Annotated in this window: 23 protein-coding genes; 9 read left to right on the forward strand and 14 right to left on the reverse strand. The window is 62.0% G+C overall.

The annotated features are described in order from the left end of the window. Positions 1-105 precede the first annotated feature (105 nt). Positions 106-870: a sulfite exporter TauE/SafE family protein gene (locus tag F6S08_RS26575; RefSeq protein ID WP_315872552.1), complete on the reverse strand. Its 765-nt coding sequence runs from the start codon at positions 868-870 to the stop codon at positions 106-108. Positions 871-977: 107 nt separating this feature from the next. Here F6S08_RS26575 and F6S08_RS26580 point away from each other — a divergent pair, with 107 nt between their 5' ends. Beyond that, the gene (locus tag F6S08_RS26580; RefSeq protein ID WP_074847611.1) at positions 978-1,874 is read left to right on the forward strand and encodes a LysR substrate-binding domain-containing protein; all 897 of its coding nucleotides are present in this window, start codon (positions 978-980) and stop codon (positions 1,872-1,874) included. Here F6S08_RS26580 and F6S08_RS26585 read toward each other — a convergent pair. Then, positions 1,820-3,226 (reverse strand): amino acid permease, encoded by a 1,407-nt coding sequence (locus F6S08_RS26585; RefSeq protein ID WP_315872553.1) that lies wholly within the window; start codon positions 3,224-3,226, stop codon positions 1,820-1,822. The genes F6S08_RS26580 and F6S08_RS26585 overlap by 55 nt on opposite strands. A 116-nt stretch (positions 3,227-3,342) precedes the next feature. After that, complete coding sequence (gene kynU, locus F6S08_RS26590; protein WP_074847613.1) at positions 3,343-4,593, reverse strand: kynureninase; 1,251 nt, start codon at positions 4,591-4,593, stop codon at positions 3,343-3,345. Between the two features lie 144 nt (positions 4,594-4,737). Between kynU and F6S08_RS26595 the strand changes: the two genes are divergently transcribed. Beyond that, the gene (locus tag F6S08_RS26595) at positions 4,738-5,211 is read left to right on the forward strand and encodes an Lrp/AsnC family transcriptional regulator (RefSeq protein ID WP_003176072.1); all 474 of its coding nucleotides are present in this window, start codon (positions 4,738-4,740) and stop codon (positions 5,209-5,211) included. Between the two features lie 77 nt (positions 5,212-5,288). Here F6S08_RS26595 and catA read toward each other — a convergent pair whose 3' ends face one another. From catA to F6S08_RS26610, 3 genes are read right to left on the reverse strand one after another with little or no spacing between them, the layout of a single operon-like run. Continuing rightward, a complete protein-coding gene (gene catA, locus F6S08_RS26600; protein ID WP_315872554.1) occupies positions 5,289-6,218 on the reverse strand; it encodes a catechol 1,2-dioxygenase in 930 nt (309 codons plus the stop codon). 41 nt (positions 6,219-6,259) lie between these two features. Then, positions 6,260-6,550, reverse strand: coding sequence for a muconolactone Delta-isomerase (gene catC / locus F6S08_RS26605; protein ID WP_027607668.1), 291 nt, complete (start codon positions 6,548-6,550; stop codon positions 6,260-6,262). A 12-nt stretch (positions 6,551-6,562) separates the two neighbouring features. Next, entirely contained in the window at positions 6,563-7,690 is a 1,128-nt protein-coding gene (locus F6S08_RS26610; protein WP_315872555.1) for a muconate cycloisomerase family protein, read from the reverse strand. 114 nt (positions 7,691-7,804) lie between these two features. On the opposite strand from F6S08_RS26610, the gene F6S08_RS26615 reads away from it, so the two are divergent. After that, a complete protein-coding gene (locus F6S08_RS26615; protein ID WP_065925953.1) occupies positions 7,805-8,680 on the forward strand; it encodes a LysR family transcriptional regulator in 876 nt (291 codons plus the stop codon). Between the two features lie 45 nt (positions 8,681-8,725). Here F6S08_RS26615 and F6S08_RS26620 read toward each other — a convergent pair whose 3' ends face one another. Further along, entirely contained in the window at positions 8,726-9,718 is a 993-nt protein-coding gene (locus F6S08_RS26620) for an AraC family transcriptional regulator (RefSeq protein ID WP_065925952.1), read from the reverse strand. A 312-nt stretch (positions 9,719-10,030) separates the two neighbouring features. Here F6S08_RS26620 and antA point away from each other — a divergent pair, with 312 nt between their 5' ends. The 4 genes from antA to F6S08_RS26640 all read left to right on the forward strand — a co-directional run bounded on the left by antA (position 10,031) and on the right by F6S08_RS26640 (position 14,591). Then, positions 10,031-11,422, forward strand: a complete 1,392-nt coding sequence (gene antA / locus F6S08_RS26625) for an anthranilate 1,2-dioxygenase large subunit (protein WP_065947227.1) — start codon at positions 10,031-10,033, stop codon at positions 11,420-11,422. Beyond that, entirely contained in the window at positions 11,422-11,913 is a 492-nt protein-coding gene (gene antB, locus F6S08_RS26630) for an anthranilate 1,2-dioxygenase small subunit (protein ID WP_065925950.1), read from the forward strand. The genes antA and antB overlap by 1 nt, the downstream gene beginning before the upstream one ends. Before the next feature lie 206 nt (positions 11,914-12,119). Beyond that, complete coding sequence (antC, locus tag F6S08_RS26635) at positions 12,120-13,127, forward strand: anthranilate 1,2-dioxygenase electron transfer component AntC (protein WP_065947228.1); 1,008 nt, start codon at positions 12,120-12,122, stop codon at positions 13,125-13,127. A gap of 57 nt (positions 13,128-13,184) precedes the next feature. Then, complete coding sequence (locus F6S08_RS26640) at positions 13,185-14,591, forward strand: amino acid permease (RefSeq protein ID WP_315872556.1); 1,407 nt, start codon at positions 13,185-13,187, stop codon at positions 14,589-14,591. A gap of 43 nt (positions 14,592-14,634) precedes the next feature. On the opposite strand, the gene kynA is transcribed toward F6S08_RS26640, so the two are convergent. Next, complete coding sequence (gene kynA / locus F6S08_RS26645; RefSeq protein WP_027607676.1) at positions 14,635-15,492, reverse strand: tryptophan 2,3-dioxygenase; 858 nt, start codon at positions 15,490-15,492, stop codon at positions 14,635-14,637. Then, positions 15,489-16,139 carry an arylformamidase gene (gene kynB / locus F6S08_RS26650; protein ID WP_065925947.1) on the reverse strand — a complete coding sequence of 217 codons (651 nt, stop codon included), beginning with the start codon at positions 16,137-16,139 and terminating at the stop codon, positions 15,489-15,491. Before kynB ends, kynA begins: the two co-directional genes overlap by 4 nt. Before the next feature lie 300 nt (positions 16,140-16,439). On the opposite strand from kynB, the gene F6S08_RS26655 reads away from it, so the two are divergent. Beyond that, positions 16,440-16,784, forward strand: coding sequence for a cupin domain-containing protein (locus tag F6S08_RS26655; RefSeq protein ID WP_003230905.1), 345 nt, complete (start codon positions 16,440-16,442; stop codon positions 16,782-16,784). Positions 16,785-16,963: 179 nt separating this feature from the next. On the opposite strand, the gene mmsB is transcribed toward F6S08_RS26655, so the two are convergent. Then, positions 16,964-17,851 carry a 3-hydroxyisobutyrate dehydrogenase gene (mmsB, locus tag F6S08_RS26660; protein ID WP_065925946.1) on the reverse strand — a complete coding sequence of 296 codons (888 nt, stop codon included), beginning with the start codon at positions 17,849-17,851 and terminating at the stop codon, positions 16,964-16,966. 14 nt (positions 17,852-17,865) lie between these two features. Then, positions 17,866-19,383, reverse strand: a complete 1,518-nt coding sequence (locus tag F6S08_RS26665; RefSeq protein WP_065925945.1) for a CoA-acylating methylmalonate-semialdehyde dehydrogenase — start codon at positions 19,381-19,383, stop codon at positions 17,866-17,868. 131 nt (positions 19,384-19,514) lie between these two features. On the opposite strand from F6S08_RS26665, the gene F6S08_RS26670 reads away from it, so the two are divergent. Beyond that, positions 19,515-20,462, forward strand: coding sequence for a LysR family transcriptional regulator (locus tag F6S08_RS26670; RefSeq protein WP_065925944.1), 948 nt, complete (start codon positions 19,515-19,517; stop codon positions 20,460-20,462). 101 nt (positions 20,463-20,563) lie between these two features. On the opposite strand, the gene F6S08_RS26675 is transcribed toward F6S08_RS26670, so the two are convergent. The 3 genes from F6S08_RS26675 to F6S08_RS26685 are packed head-to-tail and all read right to left on the reverse strand — an operon-like array spanning position 20,564 to position 22,885. Beyond that, positions 20,564-21,055, reverse strand: a complete 492-nt coding sequence (locus F6S08_RS26675; RefSeq protein WP_065925943.1) for an OmpA family protein — start codon at positions 21,053-21,055, stop codon at positions 20,564-20,566. 4 nt (positions 21,056-21,059) lie between these two features. Continuing rightward, positions 21,060-22,322: a diguanylate cyclase domain-containing protein gene (locus tag F6S08_RS26680; protein ID WP_065925942.1), complete on the reverse strand. Its 1,263-nt coding sequence runs from the start codon at positions 22,320-22,322 to the stop codon at positions 21,060-21,062. Next, on the reverse strand, positions 22,319-22,885 hold the full coding sequence (locus F6S08_RS26685; RefSeq protein ID WP_065925941.1) for a YfiR family protein: 567 nt from the start codon (positions 22,883-22,885) through the stop codon (positions 22,319-22,321). The genes F6S08_RS26680 and F6S08_RS26685 overlap by 4 nt, the downstream gene beginning before the upstream one ends.

A 22,885-nucleotide genomic window follows, 5' to 3' on the forward strand; every position in this document is an offset into this window, starting at 1 on the left:
AAGGTTGAAAATGTCTGGACGCAGACTATCCACCTCGGCCCTTCGGAATAAGCCGCCACCGGGCAAAATACTTTTGACCACAAGGCACGAATGGATCGCTAATTGTTAACCGCCGATCAGCAAATGCCCGCCCAGCAGTGCCATGCCGATAAAAAATACCCGCTTGAACAGCACCGCACTGATGCGCTGGCGCACCACCTGGCCCAGCCACATGCCCAGCAGCGCCGGCACCAAGGCCAGCAACGAGGCGTTGATTGCGCCAGCGCCCAACGTCCCGCGCCAGGCCAGACCGGCGGCCAGGGCCAGGGTCGATACCGTGAACGACAGCCCCAACGCCTGCACCAGTTGATCGCGATTCAAACCCAGTGCCTGCAGGTACGGTACGGCAGGAATCACAAACACACCGGTGGCCGAGGTGATGAGGCCGGTGATCAGCCCGCACACCGGGCCCAGCCAACGCTCGGTCCGGGCCTTGACCTTGAACGTGGGCAGGAACAGTCCGCTCAGTGCATACGCCAGCAACGCCGCGCCCAGTGCGCGCACCACCCATTGCCCGCCGTCCATCCCCAGCGACACCGTGCCCAGCCCAGTGCCGAGGAAAATCAGCAGCAACATCGGCCACAGCCGCCGGAGCAACGCACTCAGGTGCCCGCCGAATGCCAATTGCCACAGGTTGGTGACGGTCGAAGGGATGATCAGTAATGCCGCAGCCTGCGCCGGTAACATAGCCAGGCCGAGCATGCCCATGGCGACAGTGGGCAGGCCCAGGCCGATGATACCCTTGACCGTACCGGCCAGCAGGAAGGTGCCGATCACCAGCAAGGTAAGGGCGGGGCCGAGGTTCTGGTAAAACGCGAGGAAGGTATTCATGGGCAGAGTGTGCGACTTTTCGATGCGCTCTAAAATTCGCCATATACTGAGGCAGCCTCTTGTTTTGCGTGAGCCTGAGGCCCGTCTACTCCCTCGAGCCATCAGCCATGCACTTTGACCTGATCGACCTGCGCCTCTACCTGCACACCCTCGACACCGGCAACATCACCGCCGGCGCGGCCCGCAGCCATTTATCCCTGGCCGCCGCCAGTGCCCGCATCCGGGCGATGGAGGCGTCGTTGGGCATCGAGTTTCTCCAGCGTGGACGTCGCGGCGTCACCCCCACACCGGCAGGCAAGGCCCTGGCCCGTCACGCCCGCCTGTTGTTGCAACAGGCCGAGCACCTGCAACAGGACCTGGCGGAATATGCCAAGGGCGTCAAAGGCCAGGTGCGCCTGCTGTGCAACACCACTGCGCTCAGCGAATACCTGCCGGAACTGCTCGCGGACTTTCTGCGCGAACACCCCAACCTCGATATCGACCTGCAGGAATTGCCCAGCCTGCGCATCACCCAGGCCTTGCGCCAGGGCACGGCGGAGCTGGGGATCATCTCCGACGCCGTGGACACCCATGGCTTGCAGACTTTGCCCTTTCGCGACGACCCGCTGGCGCTGATCATGCCGCACGACCATCCCCTGGCGGGCGGCACGGTGAGCTTTGTCGACAGCCTGCAATACGACTACGTGGGTCTGGCCGCCGCCAGCGCCCTCGCGGTGTACCTGGAAGAACAGGCACTGCACGCGGGCTTTCGTGTGCAGACGCGCATCCGCGCCGAGGGTTTTGACGGGCTGATTCGCATGGTGGCCCGCGGCGCCGGCCTGGGCATCGTGCCCCAGGCGGCGCTGGCGCGCTGGCCAGCGCCGCGCCGCTTCATCGCCCAGCCGTTGCAGGAAGAGTGGGCTTGCCGCACGTTGCTGTTATGCGCGCGCTCGTTCGAACAATTGCCGGGTTACGCCAAGGCCTTGTTCGATGCCTTGGCCCTGCCCTTGCGGAAAAACCCGTAATACACCGCGGACAGAATCAGCAGGAACGGCACGCCAAACACCAGGGTCATCTTGAACGCTTCGGTGAAGTACGTGGTGATCATCACCGCGCCCATCAGCATCAGCCCCAATAACGTGCTGTAGGGAAACAGGCGCAACTGGAACGACAGCTTCGCGCCGCCATGACGCTTGCGATAGCGCCGGAAGAACAGGTGCGTGAGGAAGATCATGAACCAGGTGAAGATCGCGCCAAACATCGAGATCGCCATCATCAGGGTGAACGAACTTTCCGGGTGCACCAGGTTCAACAGCGTCGCCAGGGCGATGCCCGAGCTGGACAACAGCAAGGCATTCAGCGGAATGCCGCTCTTGCTCAACGCCCCCATGGACCTGGGCGCAAAGCCGGCGCGGGACAGGCTGAACATCATGCGCGTGGTGATGTAGAGCTGGCTGTTCATCGCCGACAAGGCCGCAATCAGGATCACGAAATTCATCACCCCGGTGGCGCCGGGAATGCCGATGGTCTGCATCACCGTGACGAACGGGCTCTGGGCCTGGCCGGCCTGGTTCCATGGCACGATGGCGAGCATCAGCGCCAGGGTCAGCAGGTAAAACACCACCAGCCGCACGATGGTCGCGCGAAAGGCTTTCTTCACGGCCTGCTCCGGGTCCGCCGCCTCACCGGCAGCCACGGCAATCATCTCGACGCTCAGGTAGCTGAAGATCGACACGATCACGGCGATCCACATGCCGCTCAAGCCATGGGGGAAAAACCCGTCGTGGGCCGTGTAGTTCTGCACCCCGTATTGCGGGTTGCCGGAGCCGAATACCACGTACACCGCGAGGATGATGAAGCCGACGATGGCGCTGATCTTGATCGTCGAAAACCAGTATTCGAAGTTGCCGAAAGTCTTGACGCTGATGGCGTTGAGCAGGATCAGCACGCTGGAAAACGACACGATCCACACCCATTCCGGCACGTGGGCGAACCAGTACTTCATGTACATCGCCACCGCCGTGACCTCGGCCCCCACCGCCAGCACAATCGCCGCCCAGTAGGCATAACGCACCAGGAACCCGGCCAGCGGGCTGATGTAGAACTCGGCATAGGCGCCGAAAGAGCCCGAGGTGGAATGGGCCACCGTCATCTCGGCCAGGCAGCCCATCAGCAGCAAGGTGATCAACGCGCCGATCGCGTAGCTCACCAGCACGCTGGGCCCGGCGTAGCCGATGGCATAGGCGCTGCCCATGAACAGCCCGGTGCCGATGGCGCCACCGATGGCGATCATGCTCATCTGGCCGGAAGTGAGCTGGCGCCTCAGGCCCAGTTCGCGGTGGGTGATCTCGGCAAAGCCGTTGTCGGGTGTGCTCACGTGGTGTGCCCCTTTATTATTGTGGTTGCACTATTTGGATATTGACGCAAATCCCCTGTTGGAGGGGCAAGTCGAATCGTCGCACCGCCCCTCCCACATTTTGATCTGCATTATCTTCAGGTGACGCTGTGGCGGACCTTGAATTGCGGCTGGTCCCAGGTGCCGTTGTCGAGAATCTCACCGAGGATTTCCACCGCATCCCACACCTCGGTAAAACTCGTGTACAGCGGCGTAAACCCAAAACGCATGATGCGCGGCTCGCGGTAATCACCGATCACGCCACGTGCGATCAGGGCCTGGATCACCGCATATCCCTCCGGGTGTTCGAAGCTCACATGGCTGCCACGCCGAGCGTGTTCACGGGGAGTGATCAGCACAAGGTTGTGGGCGGCGCAGCGGCTTTCGACCAACTCGATAAACAGGTCGGTCAGCGCCAGGGATTTGCTGCGCAGGCGGGCCATGTCGGTCTGTTCGAAAATCTCCAGGCCGCATTCCACCATCGCCAGCGACGTGATCGGCTGGGTGCCGCACAGGTAGCGGGCGATGCCGGCGCTCGGCGCATAGCTGGATTCCATGGCGAACTGCCGGGTATGCCCGAACCAGCCCGACAGCGGCTGGTGCACCAGGTCTACCAACGCCGGGTTGACCCACACGAACGCCTGGGAGCCGGGGCCGCCGTTGAGGTATTTGTAAGTGCAGCCAATCGCATAGTCAGCACCGGCCCCGTGCAGGTCGATGGGCACTGCGCCCGCCGAATGCGCCAGGTCCCAGATGCTCAGCGCGCCGCATTCATGGCTCAAGGCGGTGAGCGCCTGCATGTCGTACATGTAGCCGGTCTTGTAGTTGACGTGGGTGAGCATCACCACCGCCACGTCGCCGTCGATGGCCCTGGGCAGTTCATCCGGGCTGTTGACCAGGCGCAGGGAATAGCCCTGTTGCAGCAACTCGGCGAGGCCCTGGGCGATGTACAAATCGGTGGGGAAGTTGCTCGCTTCGCTGACGATCACCTTGCGCGCCGGCTCACGTTGGCGCTGCACGCTCAAGGCGGCGCTGAGCACCTTGAACAGGTTGATCGAGGTAGTGTCGGTGATCACCACCTCACCGTCCCGCGCACCGATCAGCGGCGCCAGGCGGTTGCCCAGGCGCTGGGACAAGTCGGCCCAGCCGGCGCTGTTCCAACTGCGGATCAAGCCATTGCCCCACTCTTGCGCGATGACCGCCTGCGCCCGCGCCAACGCCGCCACCGGACGCGCACCGAGGGAGTTGCCGTCCAAGTAGATAACGTCCTGCGGCAAGGCGAACTGCTGACGTAGCGGCGCCAGCGGGTCCTGGGTGTCGAGGGCTTGGCAATGGCTGCGAGGGGTCATGGGTTGTCCTGGTTTTTGTCAGTGAGGATGCAGCAAATAATGAACGAAGATTTAGAGAATTTTCGTGCAAAGTGGTGGGTAACAGGCTAATTAAGCTGTAGGAAATTCGAATTTAACCCCTAAATACGCGGATTTATTCTAACCATGATCCTTGACGCCACCGACCTGCGCCTCCTGCATTTCCTGCAACAGGATGGCCGTATCAGCAACCAGGAACTGGCGGAAAAAGTCGCGTTGTCGCCCTCTGCCTGCCTGCGTCGTCTACGCCTGCTGGAGAGCGAAGGGATTATCAGCGGCTACCGTGCAGTGTTAAATGCCGAGCAGTTGGGGATTGAACTGGAGGCCATCGTCCACCTGTCATTGCGCCAGGATGTGGAGGATTGGCATGAGACGTTTATCAAGAAGGTGCAAGGCTGGCCGGAAGTGGCCAGCGCCTACGTGATCACCGGCGCCAGCAACTATGTGCTGCGGGTGCAGGCACGCAACCTCAAGCACTTTTCGGACTTTATCGTGAACCACCTGAACCGCACGGCGGGGGTGATGGATATCCGCTCGGAGATTGTGTTGCAGAAGATCAAGGATCGGGATGAGGTGCTTGATCTGGTCGTTCGCAAATAGTCAGCCACGACACCGATCAAATGTGGGAGGGGCGGTGCGACGACTCGACTTGCCCCCTCCCACATTTTTGACCGCATTTAGTCTTCGAGGGCACGAACCCGCTGCATGCGTTTCTGCTCTAACGGCGCGTCAGCGGTTTGCAACTCAAAGTCAAAATCAATCTGCGCAAACCGCCCTTCCACGCCAAACTCCCGCGCCAGTTGCTGATCGTCGCTGAAGCGAATCTCGGCAATCAATTCGTCCCGCGTCGCGTAGGCAAAATCATCGTGCAGGTACGGGTCATCCGACAGGTTGATCTGGGTGGTCAGGTGCCGATACCCCGGCGCCGAGATGAAGAAGTGGATATGCGCCGGGCGCTGCCCGTGACGCCCCAGTTGATCGAGCAACTGCTGGGTCGGCCCGGTCGGCGGGCAGCCGTAGCCCGACGGCACGATGCTGCGAAAGCGGTAGTTGCCCTGGGCGTCGGTCTCGATACGGCGGCGCAGGTTGAATTCGGATTGCGTCGGGTCGAACCACGAATACGTACCGCCGGTATTGGCCTGCCACACATCGACAATCGCCCCCGCCAACGGCTTGCCGTCGGTGTCGCGCACCTGCCCGCGCATAAACAGCGGCACAGCGTCGTCCTTGCCATCGTCCAGCCGCGCCTCGTACTTCGACAGCGGCGCGCCGGCCACATACAGCGGACCTTCGATGGTGCGCGGGGTACCACCGGACTTGCCGGCTTCCTCGTCGGCGGCGTCCATCAGCATATCCAGGTAATGCTCCAGGCCGAGCCCGGCGGCGAGCAGTCCGGCCTCCTGGTGCTTGCCCAGTTCGTTGAGGTAGTTGACCGCCTTCCAGAACTCTTCCGGGGTCACGTCCAGGTCTTCGATGATGTTTACCGTATCGCGCAGGATCCGGTAGATCAGCGCCTTGGTGCGCGGGTTGCCGCCGTCAGTGAGGTTGCCGCTGGCTTCTTCGAGAAACCGTTGGGCCTGGGCAGTCTGGGACAGTCGGATGGACATGGTGCGTTCCTCATCTTGTAGTTATCAGGGTGAAAACCGGCCTAGCGGTCGTCTTCATGGATCGACGAAGGGTGCCGGCACAAGGCATTCACTTCGATGGCCATGTAGGGGTAAAGCGGCAGTTGCATCAGCAGGTCATGCAGTTCTTGCACGCTGTCGACGTCGAACACGCTGTAGTTGGCGTAGAGCCCGGCGATGCGCCATAAGTGGCGCCATTTGCCCTGGTGCTGCAGACGCTGGGCAAAGGCCTTTTCGTCGGCCTTGAGGCTGGCGGCGCGCTCGGGGTGCATGTCGACGGGCAGGTTCACGGTCATTTTTACGTGGAACAACATGGGCGGCGCCTCTTAGTGTTTGTCACGACGGAAGAACGCCAGGCGCTCCTCATCGATGGCCAGGCCCAGGCCCGGCATGTGGGAGACATGCAGCTGGAAATCGCGGTACAGCGGCGGCTCGGCAAGAATGTCTTCGGTCAGCAACAGCGGGCCGAACAACTCGGTGCCCCACGCCAGTTTGTTCAGCGTGAGGAAGGCATGCGCCGACGCCAGGGTGCCGATCCCCCCTTCCAGCATGGTGCCGCCGTACAGGCCGATACCAGCGGCCTCGGCAATCGCGGCGGTGCGCAATACCGCGCGGGGGCCGCCGTTCTTGGCGATCTTCAGGGCGAACACCGAGGCCGCGCCTTCACGGGCCAGGTTGAAGGCATCTTCCACACACTCGATGGATTCGTCGGCCATGATCGGCGCCGGGCTCGACAGGTTGAGCCGGGCCATGCCGCCACGGTTGTTACGCGAGATCGGCTGTTCGACCAGGTCGACGCCGTGGTCGCCGAGCACCTTGCACGCACGCAGGGCCACGGCTTCGTCCCAGGCCTGGTTGACGTCGACGCGCACGCTGGCACGCTCGCCCAGGGCCTGTTTGATCGCGATGACATGGGCCAGGTCCTCGCCAACTTCACCGGCACCGATCTTCAATTTGAAGATGCGGTGGCGGCGCAGGTCGAGCATCTTTTCGGCCTCGGCAATGTCCTGGGCGGTATTGCCGCTGGCGAGGGTCCAGGCCACCGGCAGTGCATCGCGCACACGCCCACCGAGCAGTTCGCTGACCGGCAGGTTAAGGCGCTTGCCGAGGGCGTCGAGCAAAGCGCTTTCGATACCGGATTTGGCAAAGGTGTTGCCGCGAATGCGGCGTTCCAGGCGCAACATGGCCGCGTTGATATTGCTGGCGTCCTGGCCGATCAGCAGTGGGGCGAAGTGACGGTCGATGTTGACCTTGATGCTCTCGGGGCTCTCGTTGCCGTAGCTCAGGCCGCCGATGGTGGTGGATTCACCGATGCCTTCGATGCCGTCGGCGCAGCGCACGCGGATGATTACCAACGTCTGGTTTTGCAGGGTGTGCATCGCCAGCTTGTGCGGGCGAAGGGTGGGAAGGTCGACGATAATGGTCTCGATCGACTCGATGGCGCAAATCGGCATGGCAATACCCGTTGGGTTCTTTATAGATTTACGTCGATTCTGTGCCGCATTTTTCCTGGCTTCCAATATAGAATTAGTCTCGAGCAATACCCTTAAGGTATGAAAGGAGCCGTTATGGAACTGCGTCATCTGCGCTACTTCCAGGTGTTGGGGCAGACCCTCAACTTCACCCGCGCGGCCGAACGCCTGCACATCGCCCAGCCACCGTTGAGCCGGCAGATCCAACAATTGGAAGAGGAATTGGGCGTGATTCTGCTGGAGCGTGGCCGACCGCTGCGGCTGACCGAAGCCGGGCGGTTTTTCTATGAGCACGCCAATGTGTTGCTCGAACAATTGGCCAAGGTCTGCGACAACACCCGCCGCATCGGCCAGGGCGAGAAGACCTGGCTGGGCATCGGCTTTGCGCCGTCGACCTTGTATGGCGTGCTGCCGGAATTGATCCGGCGGTTGCGCAGCCATGAGGCGTTGGAACTGGAGTTGGGGCTGTCGGAGATGACCACCTTGCAGCAGGTCGAGGCGCTCAAGGCCGGACGTATCGACGTGGGCTTCGGGCGCATTCGTATCGACGACCCGGCCATCGTCCAGCGCGTGCTGGTGGAGGATCGGTTGGTCGCCGTGCTGCCCGCCGGCCACCCATTGCTCGATGCACCCGCGACCCTCGCCCAACTGGCCGCCGAGCCGTTTGTGCTCTACCCCGGTAACCCGCGCCCCAGCTATGCCGACCATGTGATTGCACTGTTCGACGCCCACGGCCTGAGCCTCAAGGTGGCGCAGTGGACCAACGAACTGCAGACCGCCATCGGCCTGGTCGGTGCGGGCATGGGCGTGACACTGGTGCCGGCGTCGGTGCAGGTGCTGCATCGCGCGGATATCGGCTACACGCCGGTTGTGGAAGCGACGGCGACCTCGCCGATCATTCTCAGCCGACGGGTGAATGATCAGTCGCCGGGGCTTAGTCATTGCCTGCAGTTGGTTGAAGAACTGATCTGAAATCGCCCAGGTACCGCCCCTCCCACAGGTTGATCTTCATCAGGTTCAAGTACTGCGCATACGCATGCGTTGCAGCGTCTGGCTGGGGGATTCATCGAACAGTTTTCGATACTCCGCCGAGAACCGCCCCAGGTGGGTAAAGCCCCAGCCGAAGGCGATCTCGGAGATGGTGCGGATCGATCCGTGCTCGAGGATTTCCTGGCGCACCGCACTCAGCCGGTGCTTCTTCAGGTAGGCCATGGGTGACAGGGCAAAGTACTTGCGAAACGCATCGAACAGCTTGAACCGCGACACCCCGGCAGCGGTTTCCAGGTCTTCCAGGTGCAGCGCCTCGCGGGCGTTGTCGTGAATGTACTGGCGCGCACGGATCAGGTAATGGGGCAGTTTCACCCCCAGTACGGCGCGCAGTTCTTCCGAGTAATTGTTCGGCTGGGCGAGGATCAGGCCCTTGATCAATGAGCTTTCCAGGTCACGGGTGAACGCCGCCTGTTCATACAATTCGCTACGGCACTCCAATTCGGCGATGAAGTAGCGCGCCATGCGCCACCACGACGCCGACGCCCCCTCCACCGCATCCATCACCGGTTCAAATTGCAGTGGCGCGTCAACCGGCCGTTGCAGCAAGCCCTCCAGCGACTCGCTCATCGCCGCCCGCGTGATCACCACCTGCAACTTGCGGCAGTCACCGGATATGGCCAGCACCTGGTGTTCATTGGGCGCAATGATCACGCCCTGATCACGGTTGGAACTCAGGCGTTGGCCGTTCTTGCTCAGCTCCTGCTCACCCACCAACGGCAGCGTGAGGCTGTAGCTGCTGAAGTGCTCGGCGTCTTCGATATCGATGGTCACGTCGGTGCCGTATTCGATCACGCCCAGGGTGGTGGCCCGGGACTTGAACACGTTGGCACTGTGATGAAAGCGCAGGCGCTCGGGCGTGCTCGTCGCCAGGCGGTGCGGCCCGCAAATGCCGGACATCCAGCTGCGGGCGCCTTCGAGGTCGAAGCGTTGGACATGGATATCGCGTGTAGGACTATTCATCAGTGTGCACCCACGGCGGTCAGGCGGTTGCGCGCTCTGGCGGCGCGTCGTTGTGGCTCCACAGCAAGTTCTACGCCACGCCGGCCCGATTGCAACCGGGTGGATAGCAACCGTCCACTATGTGGATAAACCGCAGGTGTTGACGCCCCTTGCCTCGCCAGACGGTAGCGCGTCGCGTCACCGCCCTGCACCACCGTGGGTATTTGCTGCCCAACTTTGCGGCCCACCTTCCCCCATTAAGCGGATAGCCCGCCACCTTGCCGCAGCCTCTTAATGGCTCACCTGTTCAGCCATTATCAAAAGGTGCCTCCCATGAGTGGTGCAAGAAGCGTCGAGCAATGGAAAAGCTTTATCGAGAGCTGCCTGGATTTTCGCCCGGCAGACGCCGTATTCCGCATCGCCCGCGACATGTTCACCGAGCCGGAGCTGTTTGATCTTGAGATGGAGTTGATCTTCGAGAAGAACTGGATCTACGCCTGCCATGAAAGCGAACTGGCCAATCATCATGACTTCGTGACGATGCGCGCCGGGCGCCAGCCGATGATCATTACCCGTGATGGCGAGGGCCGGCTCAATGCGCTGGTCAACGCCTGCCAGCATCGCGGCACCACCCTGACCCGGGTCGGCAAAGGCAACCAGTCCACCTTCACCTGTCCGTTCCACGCCTGGTGCTACAAGAGCGATGGCCGGCTGGTGAAGGTCAAGGCGCCGGGGGAATATCCGGAAAGTTTCGACAAGGCAACGCGCGGCCTGAAAAAGGCCCGCATCGAGAGCTACAAGGGTTTTGTCTTCATCAGCCTGGATGTGAATGGCCGTGACAGCCTGGAAGACTTCCTCGGCGACGCCAAAGTGTTCTTCGACATGATGGTCGCGCAGTCCGCCACTGGTGAGTTGGAGGTGCTGCCGGGCAAGTCGGCCTACACCTACGACGGCAACTGGAAACTGCAAAACGAAAACGGCCTGGACGGGTATCACGTCAGCACCGTGCACTACAACTACGTGGCCACGGTGCAGCATCGCCAGCAGGTGAATACCGAGAGCGGCAGCGGGTCCGCCAGCACCCTGGACTACAGCAAGCTCGGCGCCGGCGACGCCAACACCGATGACGGCTGGTTCGCCTTCAACAATGGCCACAGCGTGCTGTTCAGCGACATGCCCAACCCCAGCGTGCGCTCCGGCTACGCCACCATCATGCCGCGCCTGGTACAAGAACATGGCCAGCAGAAGGCCGAGTGGATGATGCACCGCCTGCGTAACCTGAATATCTACCCGAGCCTGTTCTTCCTCGACCAGATCAGCTCGCAGCTGCGCATCATTCGTCCGGTGGCGTGGAACAAGACCGAGATCATCAGCCAGTGCCTGGGGGTGAAAGGCGAATCCGACGCCGACCGTGAAAACCGTATTCGCCAGTTCGAAGACTTCTTCAACGTCTCGGGCATGGGCACACCGGACGACCTGGTGGAGTTCCGCGAAGCCCAGCGTGGTTTCCAGGGCCGCCTGGAACGCTGGAGCGATATTTCACGCGGCAGCCATCGCTGGGAAACCGGGCCAACGCCGAACAGCGAAGCCATCGGCATCTCGCCGGCCATGACCGGCACCGAATTCACCCACGAAGGCCTGTACGTCAACCAGCACCGCAACTGGCAGCAGTTCCTGCTCAAGGGCCTGGACCAACACGCGCTGACACTGCGGGAGGTGGAATGATGAATGCGCCATTGCAGTATCGGATCGAGCAGTTTTTCTACCTTAAGTCCGAGCTGTGCGACGCCCAGGACTGGGACGCCTACGTGCAGTTGTTCGACCCCCAGAGCGAATTCCACCTGCCGCAATGGGACTCGGAGCACGTCTACACCCGCGACCCCAAGCGCGAGATGTCGCTGATCTACTACGCCAACCGTTCGGGCCTGGAAGACCGCGTGTTCCGCCTGCGCACCGGCAAGGCGGCGTCCGCTACACCGATGCCGCGCACCTTGCACCTGATCAACAACGTACGCATCGCCGAGCAGGCGGACGGCACGCTGGAGGTCCGGTTGAACTGGCACACGCTGTTCTATCGGCTGGCCACATCGGAGCAGTTCTACGGGCATGCCACCTATCGCCTCAAGCCCCATGGCGACAGTTGGCTGATCACTCGCAAGCATGCGCTGCTGCTTAACGACACCATCAATTCGGTGCTGGATTTCTATCACCTCTAAAGCACCCTTGTTGTTGTGGTGAGCGGGCTTTTTGTGGTGAACGGGCTTGCCCCGCGCTGGGTCGCGCAGCGGCCCTTGGTGCAAGCACTGCGGTTTGGCGGGAAAAATGCGGCGACTCTCATGGGGCTGCTTCGCAGCCCAGCGCGGGGCAAGCCCGCTCACCACAACAGGCCGTACGTACGTCATAAATATGCAGAGAACAACACATGAATCACAAAGTGGCCTTCAGTTTTGCCGACGGCAAGACCCTGTTTTTCCCGGTGGGCGCAAATGAAATCCTGTTGGATGCGGCGCTGCGCAATGGCATCAAGATCCCCCTGGACTGCCGCGAAGGCGTGTGCGGCACCTGCCAGGGGCGGTGCGAGTCGGGTGACTACACCCAGGACTATGTGGACGAGGAAGCCCTCTCTAGGCTCGACCTGCAACAGCGCAAGATGCTCAGTTGCCAGACGCGGGTGAAGTCCGACGCCACCTTCTACTTCGACTTTGACTCAAGCCTGTGCAATGCGCCGGGGCCGGTGCAAGTGCGCGGGACGGTCAGCGAGGTGCAACAGGTGTCGACCAGCACGGCGATCCTGAAGGTGCAGTTGGATGCGCCGCTGGATTTTCTACCGGGCCAATATGCGCGCCTTGCGGTACCGGGCACAGGCCATTGGCGTTCCTACTCCTTCGCCAACCTGGCGGGCAATCAATTGCAGTTCCTGATCCGCTTGCTGCCCGATGGGGTGATGAACAACTACCTGCGTGAGCGCTGCCAAGTCGGCGATGAACTGCGGATGGAAGCACCGCTGGGTGCGTTCTACCTGCGCCATGTGACCCAACCGCTGGTGCTGGTCGCCGGCGGCACCGGGCTGTCGGCGCTGCTGGGCATGCTCGATCAACTGGCCGCCACCGGCTGCAACCAGCCGGTGCATCTCTACTATGGCGTACGGGGCGCCGAGGACTTATGCGAAGCCCCACGCATCGCGGCCTATGCGGCGAAACTGCCGGGTTTTCGCTACACCGAAGTCCTCAGCGATGCCGCCCCCGACTGGGCCGGCAAGCGCGGCTACCTCACCGAGCATTTCGACCTGGCCGAATTGCGCGACGGATTGGCGGATATGTACGTGTGCGGCCCTCCGCCAATGGTCGAATCCATCCAACAATGGCTGGCGGATCAGGCACTTGATGGCGTTCAGCTGTATTACGAAAAGTTTACGCAGAGTAATATCTGACTCCTCAGCACTTCTGAGGGGTTCTACCCCGAGAAAAACAAGTAGAAGGGAACGTTAATGGCGGATGACATGGTTAACCCGGCAGGCCTCAAGCGTGGCCTTAAGAACCGGCATATTCAGTTGATCGCCTTGGGCGGGGCGATAGGCACGGGGCTGTTCCTCGGTTCGGCCGGGGTACTCAAGTCGGCAGGGCCGTCGATGATCCTGGGCTACGCGATCGCCGGTTTCATCGCGTTCCTGATCATGCGCCAGCTCGGCGAGATGATCGTCGAAGAACCGGTGGCCGGCTCGTTCAGCCACTTCGCGCACAAATACTGGGGCGGTTACGCGGGCTTCCTGGCCGGCTGGAACTACTGGGTGCTCTACGTGCTGGTGGGCATGGCCGAGCTGACTGCGGTGGGCAAGTACATCCAGTTCTGGTGGCCGCAGATCCCGACCTGGGTCAGCGCCCTGGTGTTCTTTGTCGCGGTGAACCTGATCAACACCCTGAACGTGAAGTTCTTCGGTGAAGCGGAGTTCTGGTTCGCGATCATCAAGGTGGTGGCGATTGTCGGCATGATCGTGCTCGGCTGTTACCTGCTGTTCAGCGGCACCGGCGGCCCGCAAGCGTCGGTCAGCAACCTGTGGAGCCACGGCGGATTCTTCCCGAATGGCGGCATGGGGCTGTTGATGTCCATGGCCTTCATCATGTTCTCGTTCGGCGGCCTGGAGCTGGTGGGTATCACCGCTGCCGAGGCCAGTGAGCCCCGCAAGGTGATCCCCAAGGCGATCAACCAGGTGGTGTACCGGATCCTGATTTTCTACGTCGGCGCATTGACCGTACTGCTGTCGCTGTACCCATGGGATCAACTGCTGCAAACCCTCGGCGCGTCAGGCGATGCCTACAGCGGCAGCCCGTTTGTGCAGATCTTCTCGCTGATCGGCAACGACACCGCCGCCCACATCCTCAACTTCGTGGTGCTGACCGCGGCGCTGTCGGTGTACAACAGCGGCGTGTACTGCAACAGCCGCATGCTGTTCGGCCTGGCCGAGCAAGGCGATGCGCCGAAAGCGCTGATGAAGCTCAACAAGCAAGGCGTACCGCTGCGAGCCCTGGCGATCTCGGCGCTGGTGACGATGCTGTGCGTGGTGGTCAACTACGTGGCACCGCAAAGTGCCCTGGAGCTGCTGTTCGCGCTGGTGGTTGCCTCGCTGATGATCAACTGGGCGCTGATCAGCATCACCCACATCAAGTTCCGCAAAGCTATGGGTGAGCAAGGGGTAACACCGTCGTTCAAGACCTTCTGGTTCCCGTTCAGCAACTACCTGTGCCTGGCGTTCATGCTGATGATCATCAGCGTGATGCTGGCGATCCCGGGGATTCGCGAGTCGGTGTATGCGATGCCGGTTTGGGTGGGGGTTATCTATGTGGCCTACCGGTTGCGAATGAGCAAGACGAAAGCGGTCGCCGCCTCCCGCGTTTGATTGCATTGCAAATGAAAAGCCCCGGTGATCCGGGGCTTTTTGTTTACAGCGTGGAGCGCACTCGCCACAGCTCGGGGAACAGCACGGTGTCGAGCATCTTGCGCAGGTAACCCACGCCCTCGGTGCCGCCGGTGCCGGGCTGGAAGCCGATAATCCGCTCCACTGTGGTCACATGCCGGAAGCGCCATTGGCGGAACGAATCCTCCAGGTCGATAAACTTCTCGGCCAACTGATACAAGTCCCAATACCGGCTCGGATCGCGATACACCTCGCGCCACGCCGCCTCCACCGACTCATCGTGAACGGTCGCCGCCGTCGGATCGCGCTCGGCACGCTTGGGGTCAATCGCCAGCCCCGCCTTGACCATCAGGTTGATCGCCTCGTCATACAGCGACGGCGTGGCAATCGCCACCTGCAACGCCTGCAACAACTCAGGCCGATGGGCATGGGGGCGCAACAGCGCCGGGCTCTTGTTGCCGAGGATAAATTCGATCTCGCGGTACTGGAACGACTGGAACCCGGACGATTGCCCCAGGAACGGGCGAATCGCCTTGTATTCCGACGGCGTCATGGTCGCCAGCACAGCCCAGGCGTGCACCAGTTGATCGAAGATCCGCGACACCCGCGCCAGCATCTTGAATGCCGGCGGCAACTCGCCCAGGCGCACGTGTTCGCGGGCGGCCTTGAGTTCGTGGAGCATCAGCTTCATCCACAGCTCGGAGGTCTGGTGCTGGATGATGAAGAGCATTTCGTTGTGGTCCGGCGACAGCGGGTGCTGGGCGCTGAGCACTTTGCCCAGGTCCAGGTAGTCGCCGTAGCTCATGGACTCGGAAAAATTCAGTTCGGCGTTATGCCATTCTTCCGGTGGCTGGTAGTCGGCAGAGAAAGGACATTGGCTCATCGCGTGGGCTCCTTGAGCGGGCGGAGAATGGCACGGACCGGGCTGGCGTCCAGGTTGGCGAAACGCAGCGGCAGGGCGATCAGTTCGTAGTCGCCCTCCGGTACGTCGTCGAGCACGATGCCTTCAAGGATCGCCATGCCATGCCGCGCCACGGCGTTGTGGGCATCCATGGTCTTGGACTGTTGCGGGTCCAGGGAGGGCGTGTCGATACCGATCAGGCGCACACCCAGGCCGGCCAGCAGTTCAATGGTCTGCGGGGCGATGGCGGTGAAGTTCGAATCCCATTCGGTCAGCGGTGCTTGTGGATAAGTACGCAGCAGCACGCGCTCCGGCAGGTTATCCACACGCCCTTGCAACTGATGGGGCTGGACCAGCGCACCGCTGTCCAGGCAATGCAGCACCCGGCACGGGCCCATGTACACCTCCAGCGACACCTCGCCAATCGGCGCTCCGTCGGCGCTGTAATGCAGCGGCGCATCCACATGGGCGCCGGTGTGCGGCGACAGGGTGATGCGTCCGACATTCACCGGGCACTCCGGGCCGAACTGCCACACACGCTCTTCCTGGAACGGCGTATCGCCCGGCCAGGTAGGGGTTGCCGTGCTCAAGGGCGGGCTGATATCCCACCACGTTTTTATTGAGGTCATTTGAAGGCTCTCGGCGGTTACTGGGGTGAATGATACGAGGGCCAGACGTGAATTTTCTTGCGAATTCGTGCGCCGTGAGTGACTTCTTTCGCACTTACTGCGAGGAAATGACTGATTCACGCTCAAAAGTGTCGGCTGACCCGGCGCCATCGGGGGCAAGCCCCCTCCCACATTGACTGCACATGGCTTGAGGAGTCGTGTTCACCTGCGCTTCTGGGCATCCCGATGTCGAGTTCAGACCACTGGCGCAACGTCCCAGGCCTTAGGGTGCATCTTTCCATTCCCTGCCTCGGAGTCATCATGTCCAAGCCCATCACCGTACTGCGCGACACCCACCCCCTGCCGGTCCTGGATGCCTGCAAATGGGAAAAGCTCGAAGGCGACCCGCACACCGTCAACCTCAACGCCTACACCAGCGAAGACGGCAGCAAGATCATGGGCACCTGGATCTGCACGCCGGGCAAGTGGTATGTCGAATATGTGAAATGGGAATACTGCCATTTCCAGGAAGGCTACTGCGTGATCACGCCTGAGGGGATGGAACCGATTCACTTGCGGGCTGGGGATATCTTTGTGGTGGAGCCAGGGATGAAGGGAACGTGGGAAGTGGTCGAGACGGTACGTAAGTATTTTGTGTTTGCTTGAGTTTTTTGTGGTGCAGTCGCCTTCTGTGGTGAGCGGGCTTGCCCCGCGCTGGGCTGCAAAGCAGCCCCAATAAAAAACGCCGCATTCTCTCAGAAAGAATGCGGCGTCTGGTTTCAGGGCCGCTTCGCGCCCCAGCGCGGGGCAAGCCCGCTCACCACAATGCTCGTCCCTGAATGCCCTTATTTGGGCTTGCGGTAGCTGTTGATAATCGCCGAGAAGTCTTGGCCCCCTTCCCCACGCTGACTCATCGATTGGTACAACTGCTGAGCCACAGCCCCCAGAATCACCGGCTGTTTCGCCTGGCGCGCCGCCTCGGTAGCCAGGCCCAAATCCTTGAGCATCAAATCGGCGCCGAACCCGCCGGTATAGCCACGGGACGACGGCGCGGTTTCGATCACGCCCGGCCATGGGTTGTAGGTGTCGGAACTCCAGCAGCGCCCGGTGGAGCTGTTGATGATCCCGGCCAGCACCTGGGTATCGATGCCCAGCGCGTCGCCCAAGGCCATGGCTTCGCTGACGCCGACCATGCTGATGCCGAGCAGCAGGTTGTTGCAGATCTTGGCGATTTGCCCGGTGCCCACATCGCCGCAGTGCACGATGTTGCGGCCCATCTGTGCCAGCACCGGTTGCAGGGTGGCGAACAGTTCCGGGGTGGCGCCGACCATGAAGGTCAGGGTCCCGGCCTGCGCCCCGCCGGTGCCGCCGGAGACCGGTGCGTCGGCCATCACCACGCCTTGCTTGGCGGCAGCAGCGGCGACGTCGCGCGCGGTCTGTGGGTCGATGGTGCTGCAATCCACCGCGGGCACGCCGTTGCCGATCCCCGCCAGCACACCGTCTTCATTCAACCAGACACTGCGCACATGGGCGGCGGCGGGCAGCATGGTGATCACCAGCTCGGCGCCGCGGGCAGCGTCACGCGGCGAGTCGCTGATGTTGCCGCCCAATTCGGCGAGTTCCTTGAGCACCGTCTGGTTCAGGTCGAACAGGTTCAGCCCATGGCCGGCCTTGATCAGGTTGCGGGCCATCGGTGCGCCCATGTTGCCCAAGCCGATAAATGCAATCTTCATGGTCGTCTCCCGAATCAGCGCAGGTTGATGGTGGTATTGACGCCATCGTTGACCGTGTCGTCGTCAAACCAACGGCTGGTGACGGTCTTGGTCTGGGTGTAGAACTGCACCACTTGCTTGCCGTACGGGCCGAGGTCGCCGAGCTTGGAGCCACGGGAACCGGTGAAGCTGAAGAACGGCACGGGCACCGGGATCGGGATGTTGATACCGACCTGGCCCACATCGATTTCGCTCTGGAATTTACGCGCCGCCGCCCCGCTCTGGGTGAACAGGCCGGTGCCGTTGCCGAACGGGTTGGCGTTGACCAGCGCAATGGCCTGATCGAGGGTGTCGACTTCCAGCACCACCAGCACCGGGCCGAAGATTTCCTGGGTGTAGATCTGCATATCGGTGGTCACGCCCGAGAACAGGGTCGGACCGACGAAGTTGCCTTGCTCGAAGCCCGGCACCTTGATGTCGCGGCCATCCAGCTCGAGCTTGGCGCCTTCTTTCACGCCGCTTTCGATCAATTCCAGGATACGGGCCTTGGCGCGCTTGGAGATCACCGGGCCGACATCCGTGCCGGCTTCGCTGCCGGCGTTGACCTTGAGCTTTTGCGCCAGCGCTTTCAGATCCGGCAGCCATTGCTTGGCCGCGCCCACCAGCACCACCACCGAGGTGGCCATGCAACGCTGGCCCGCCGCGCCGAAACCGGCACCGACGAGGGCATTGAGGGTGTGCTCGCGGTTGGCATCCGGCAGCACCACGGCGTGGTTCTTGGCGCCCATCATCGATTGCACGCGCTTGCCGTGCTTGCCGGCCAGGTCGTAGACATGAGTGCCGACGGCAGTCGAACCGACAAAGGACACAGCCTTGATGTCTTTATGGGTGCACAGCGCATCCACCACGTCCTTGCCGCCGTGCACCACGTTGAGCACACCCGCCGGTACGCCGGCTTCCAGCGCCAGCTCCACCAACAGCAGGGTCGAAAGTGGGTCTTGTTCGGACGGCTTGAGGACGAAGGTGTTGCCGCAGGCGATGGCCATCGGGAACATCCACAGCGGAATCATCGCCGGGAAGTTGAACGGGGTAATGCCGGCACACACGCCAATGGGTTGGCGCAGGGTGTAGGTATCGACGCCACCGGCGACGTTCTCGGCGAACTCGCCCATTTGCAGGGTGCCGATGGAGCAGGCGTGCTCCACCACTTCCAGGCCACGAAAAATATCGCCCTCGGCATCGGCAATGGTCTTGCCCTGCTCGGCGCTGAGGACCACCGCGATGCGCTTGGAGTGTTCGCGGATCAGGGCTTGCAGCTTGAGCATGATGCGCATGCGCGCGCCGATCGGCGTCAGCTTCCAGGTCTGGAAGGCTTGATGGGCGGCGTCGATGGCGGCATTGACTTCATCGGCCGTGGCGAACGGGACTTTGGCCAGCACTTGCTGGGTGGCCGGGTTGACGATGTCTTGCCAATGGGTGGTCTTGGACTCGACCCACTCACCATTGATGAGCAACTTGACCTGTTGCACGGAAATATCGGCAGATGCGTTCATGTGGTCTCCAACTCTTATATTTATGCAGAGACAAGGCGCTTGAATCGCCTTGAAGAATGAGGCGTTCGGACTGTTTTTGGAGTATAGATGTGCAAATCTCTAATAAGAACGCACATAAAAGCCGGTCCAATATGCAAAAAAACATCACATCACTGGGTTCCCTGAATTGGGATGACCTGAAGTTTTTCCTCGAAGTGGCCCGCACCCGCAAGGCCAGCGTCGCCGCCAAGCGCCTGGCGGTGGACTACACCACCGTGTCGCGGCGCATCAGCTCATTGGAAGTGTCCCTCGGTACGCTGCTGTTCGAAAAATCCCGGACCAACGGCTTCGTCCTCACCCCCGAAGGCCAGCGTTTGCTGGGCTACGCCGAGTCCATCGAAAGCACCCTGCACATGGCCTGCGAGCAAGTGTCCGGCTCCGGCGTGGCGCTGTCCGGCCATGTGCGCATGGGCTGCACCGAAGGCTTCGGCAGCTTCTTCGTCACCCCGCAGTTGAGCCACTTCGTCGACACCTACCCCGCCATCTCGGTCGACATCCTGCCCCTGCCCCACTTCATCAGCCTGTCCAAGCGCGAAGCCGACATCGTCATCGCCCTGGAACGCCCGGAACACGGGCCCTACGTGTGCTGCAAACTGTGCGACTACAAACTGCAGCTGTACGCGACCCAGGAATACCTCGACCAACACCCGCCTATCCACAAACCGGCAGATTTGGCCGAGCATCCGTTTATCAGCTATGTGGATGATCTGGCCTTCAGCTCGGAGCTGCTGTACCTGGCCAACGTCGTGCCCGGCGCCAGCGCCAGCCTGCGCAGTACCAGCGTGATTGCGCAGTACGTGGCGGCGCAGCAAGGGCGGTCGATGGCGATCTTGCCGTGCTTTCTCGCGGCGCAGGATCCACGGCTGCTGCCGGTGCTAGGGGAGCAGATTGCGATTACCCGGCAGTTCTGGATGTATTGCCGGGAGGACCTGAGGAAGTTGAAGCGGATTACTCTGCTGTGGGATTACATCAGGGAAGTGACGGAGCAGAACCAGGGGTTGTTGATGGGGGAGACAAGGGAGATGCGGTTTGCGGATTAAGGGCCAGCAACGATAACTCCCCTTAAATTGCAGGAATGTGGGAGGTGGCAAGCCCTCTCCCACATTTTGATTGGATTTCAGATTGAAATCGGACTGCCGGCTCAGTCCGCGATCACCACAATCGACACCCGCCGATTCTCGGTACGCCCTTCCGCTGTGTCGTTGGTGTCCACCGGTTTACTGCTGCCCAGCCCACGCAGCTGGATGTTTTCCTCTTTCATGCCCACGCCCTGCAGCACCGTCGCCACGCTTTTCGCGCGGCGCAGGGACAGTTGCTGGTTGTAGGTTTCCTTGCCCGAGCCGTCGGTGTGGCCATCGACGCGTACGCGCTCGATGCCTACACCCAGCAGGGCCTTGCCGATGCGCTGGACGATGTCGGTGCTGGGTTGGTTAAGGGTTTCGACGTCACTGCCAAACAGCACTTTGCCGGACAGACCGAACGCCCAGCCGTCATCGGTAAGCTCGAAGCCCTGTTGCTTGAGGACGGCGACTTGCGCCGGGGTCAGGCCTTTGGGAGGCGCCGTCTGGCAGCCGCCAAGGGCGAGCAGTGTCACCAGCAGGGTGATAAACATAAGACGCGCGGTCGAGAACAAGGGATCAACTCCTGTGTTGAACGTTGACGACGGGGCTCTCCGACTCCGCCGTTTGCTGGCCACCCGAGGACAAACGCTTGGCCTGGTACATCGCCGCATCGGCGGCATTGAGCAAGGTGCCGGGTGTGACGCCATGTTCGGGGTAGATGGCGATACCAATACTGAGGGAGGTCAACACCTGGGTGTCGCCAGGCACGGCAATCGGCATGTCCATGCTGGCGATGATTTTTTCGGCAATGCGCTGGGCGTCTTCCACCTTGTGCAGCGGCGCCAGCAGGATGGCGAACTCGTCACCGCCCAGGCGCGCTACCAAGTCATCTTCACGCAATTGCGCACGCACCCGTTCGGCGACGGCCACCAGCACGGCATCACCGGCGGCATGGCCGAAGCTGTCATTGATCTCTTTGAACCGGTCGCTGTCGAGGTACAGCACGGCCACCTGCTCCTTGGCTTTGGCGGCGCTGCGCAGCGCACGAATCAGGCGGCCTTCGAAGTACGCGCGGTTGGGCAGACCGGTAAGGCTGTCGTGGTTGGCCTTGTGGGCGAGAGTTTCGTTTTCGCTTTGCAGATGGTTTTGCCAGGCTTCCATCTCGCCAAGCAAGGCATTGAAGTCGCTGCCCAGGCTGTCGAGTTCGGCGATGCGGGCCGGCGGCACGCGGCGGTCGAAGTCACGCTCGCTGCGGGCGGCGTGGGCCACGGCGGCGAGGCTTTGCAGCGGCTGCGTAATGCCACGCAACAGACGCCGCGCCAAGTGCAGGGCGACCCAGGCACTGAGGACGGTGCAGATCAGGATCCCCGCCAGGCCGCTGAGCAGGAAGCGCAGCAGGCTACCGCCGTGGCCGGTCAGGTGAATGCTGCCGATGGTGCGCCCCTGGTGGAGGATCGGTTGGCTGATGGGCTGCTCGAGCAGGGTATGCGCCAGCGCCAGTTCAACCCGGGAGAGCATGCCGGTTTCCGGACGTTCCCAGTGCGCCAACAGCCGGCCACTGCTATCGAACACGTCAGCCTGGGCGACTTCTTCGGTGGAGGCAATCAGGCTGAGGGCTTCGGTGGCCGCGCCGCGGTCGTTGAACACCACGGCCGCTTCCACGGTGTAGTTGATGGACCGGGCGATCAGGTGCAGGTTGTGTTCGGCGTAGACCCGCAGCGCCAACACGCCGAGCAGGGTGAGGGAAACACTGGCCAGCGTCACCGCCACCAGCGCCAGGATCATGTGCCCTCGGCCGATGACGGAACGCAGGGTAGGTCGTACGTTCGCCACTTTCATGTGGCGGGCGCCCGGCGCCGGGACAGTTGCAACACGCTGGGATGAATGCGCACGCCGCTGCGCGCCACCGAGTCGAGGTTGACCTCAAACGACACTTGCTCATCGCCCACCCGCAGGCAGAACAGACTGCCCACGGTGCACTGGTCGCCGCCTTCGCTGATGCTGAGCACGGGGTGGCCGATCAACGAGGCAAACAGGCGGTTGCGTTCGTCATTGCTGAGTTTGCCGATGTACACGGCGTCGCAGGCGTTGACCACATCGGGGTGGTCGACCAGCAGGCGCCGCACCACGACCGGACGACCGGTAGCCTGGGTGGTGCCTTTGATCAGGTCGTCGGTGTATTGGGTCGGGCCGACGATGCACAGGCGCAGTTGCTCCGGCTCTACCGGCCAGCGGGCATAGCTGAGGATACCGAGTACCACTTGCGTGACCGCCTGGGCGCGCTGGTCCGCCGGGCCTGGGCCCTCGGCAAATACGCGGGGCGCCAGCAGGCATAGAACCGCCACCAGCAGCAGGCGCCTCCAGCTCAAACTACGCTCTGTGGGCGAGACGGCCACGTTCAT

Source organism: Pseudomonas sp. JV449 (assembly GCF_032424295.1).
Lineage (GTDB): Bacteria > Pseudomonadota > Gammaproteobacteria > Pseudomonadales > Pseudomonadaceae > Aquipseudomonas > Aquipseudomonas marginalis.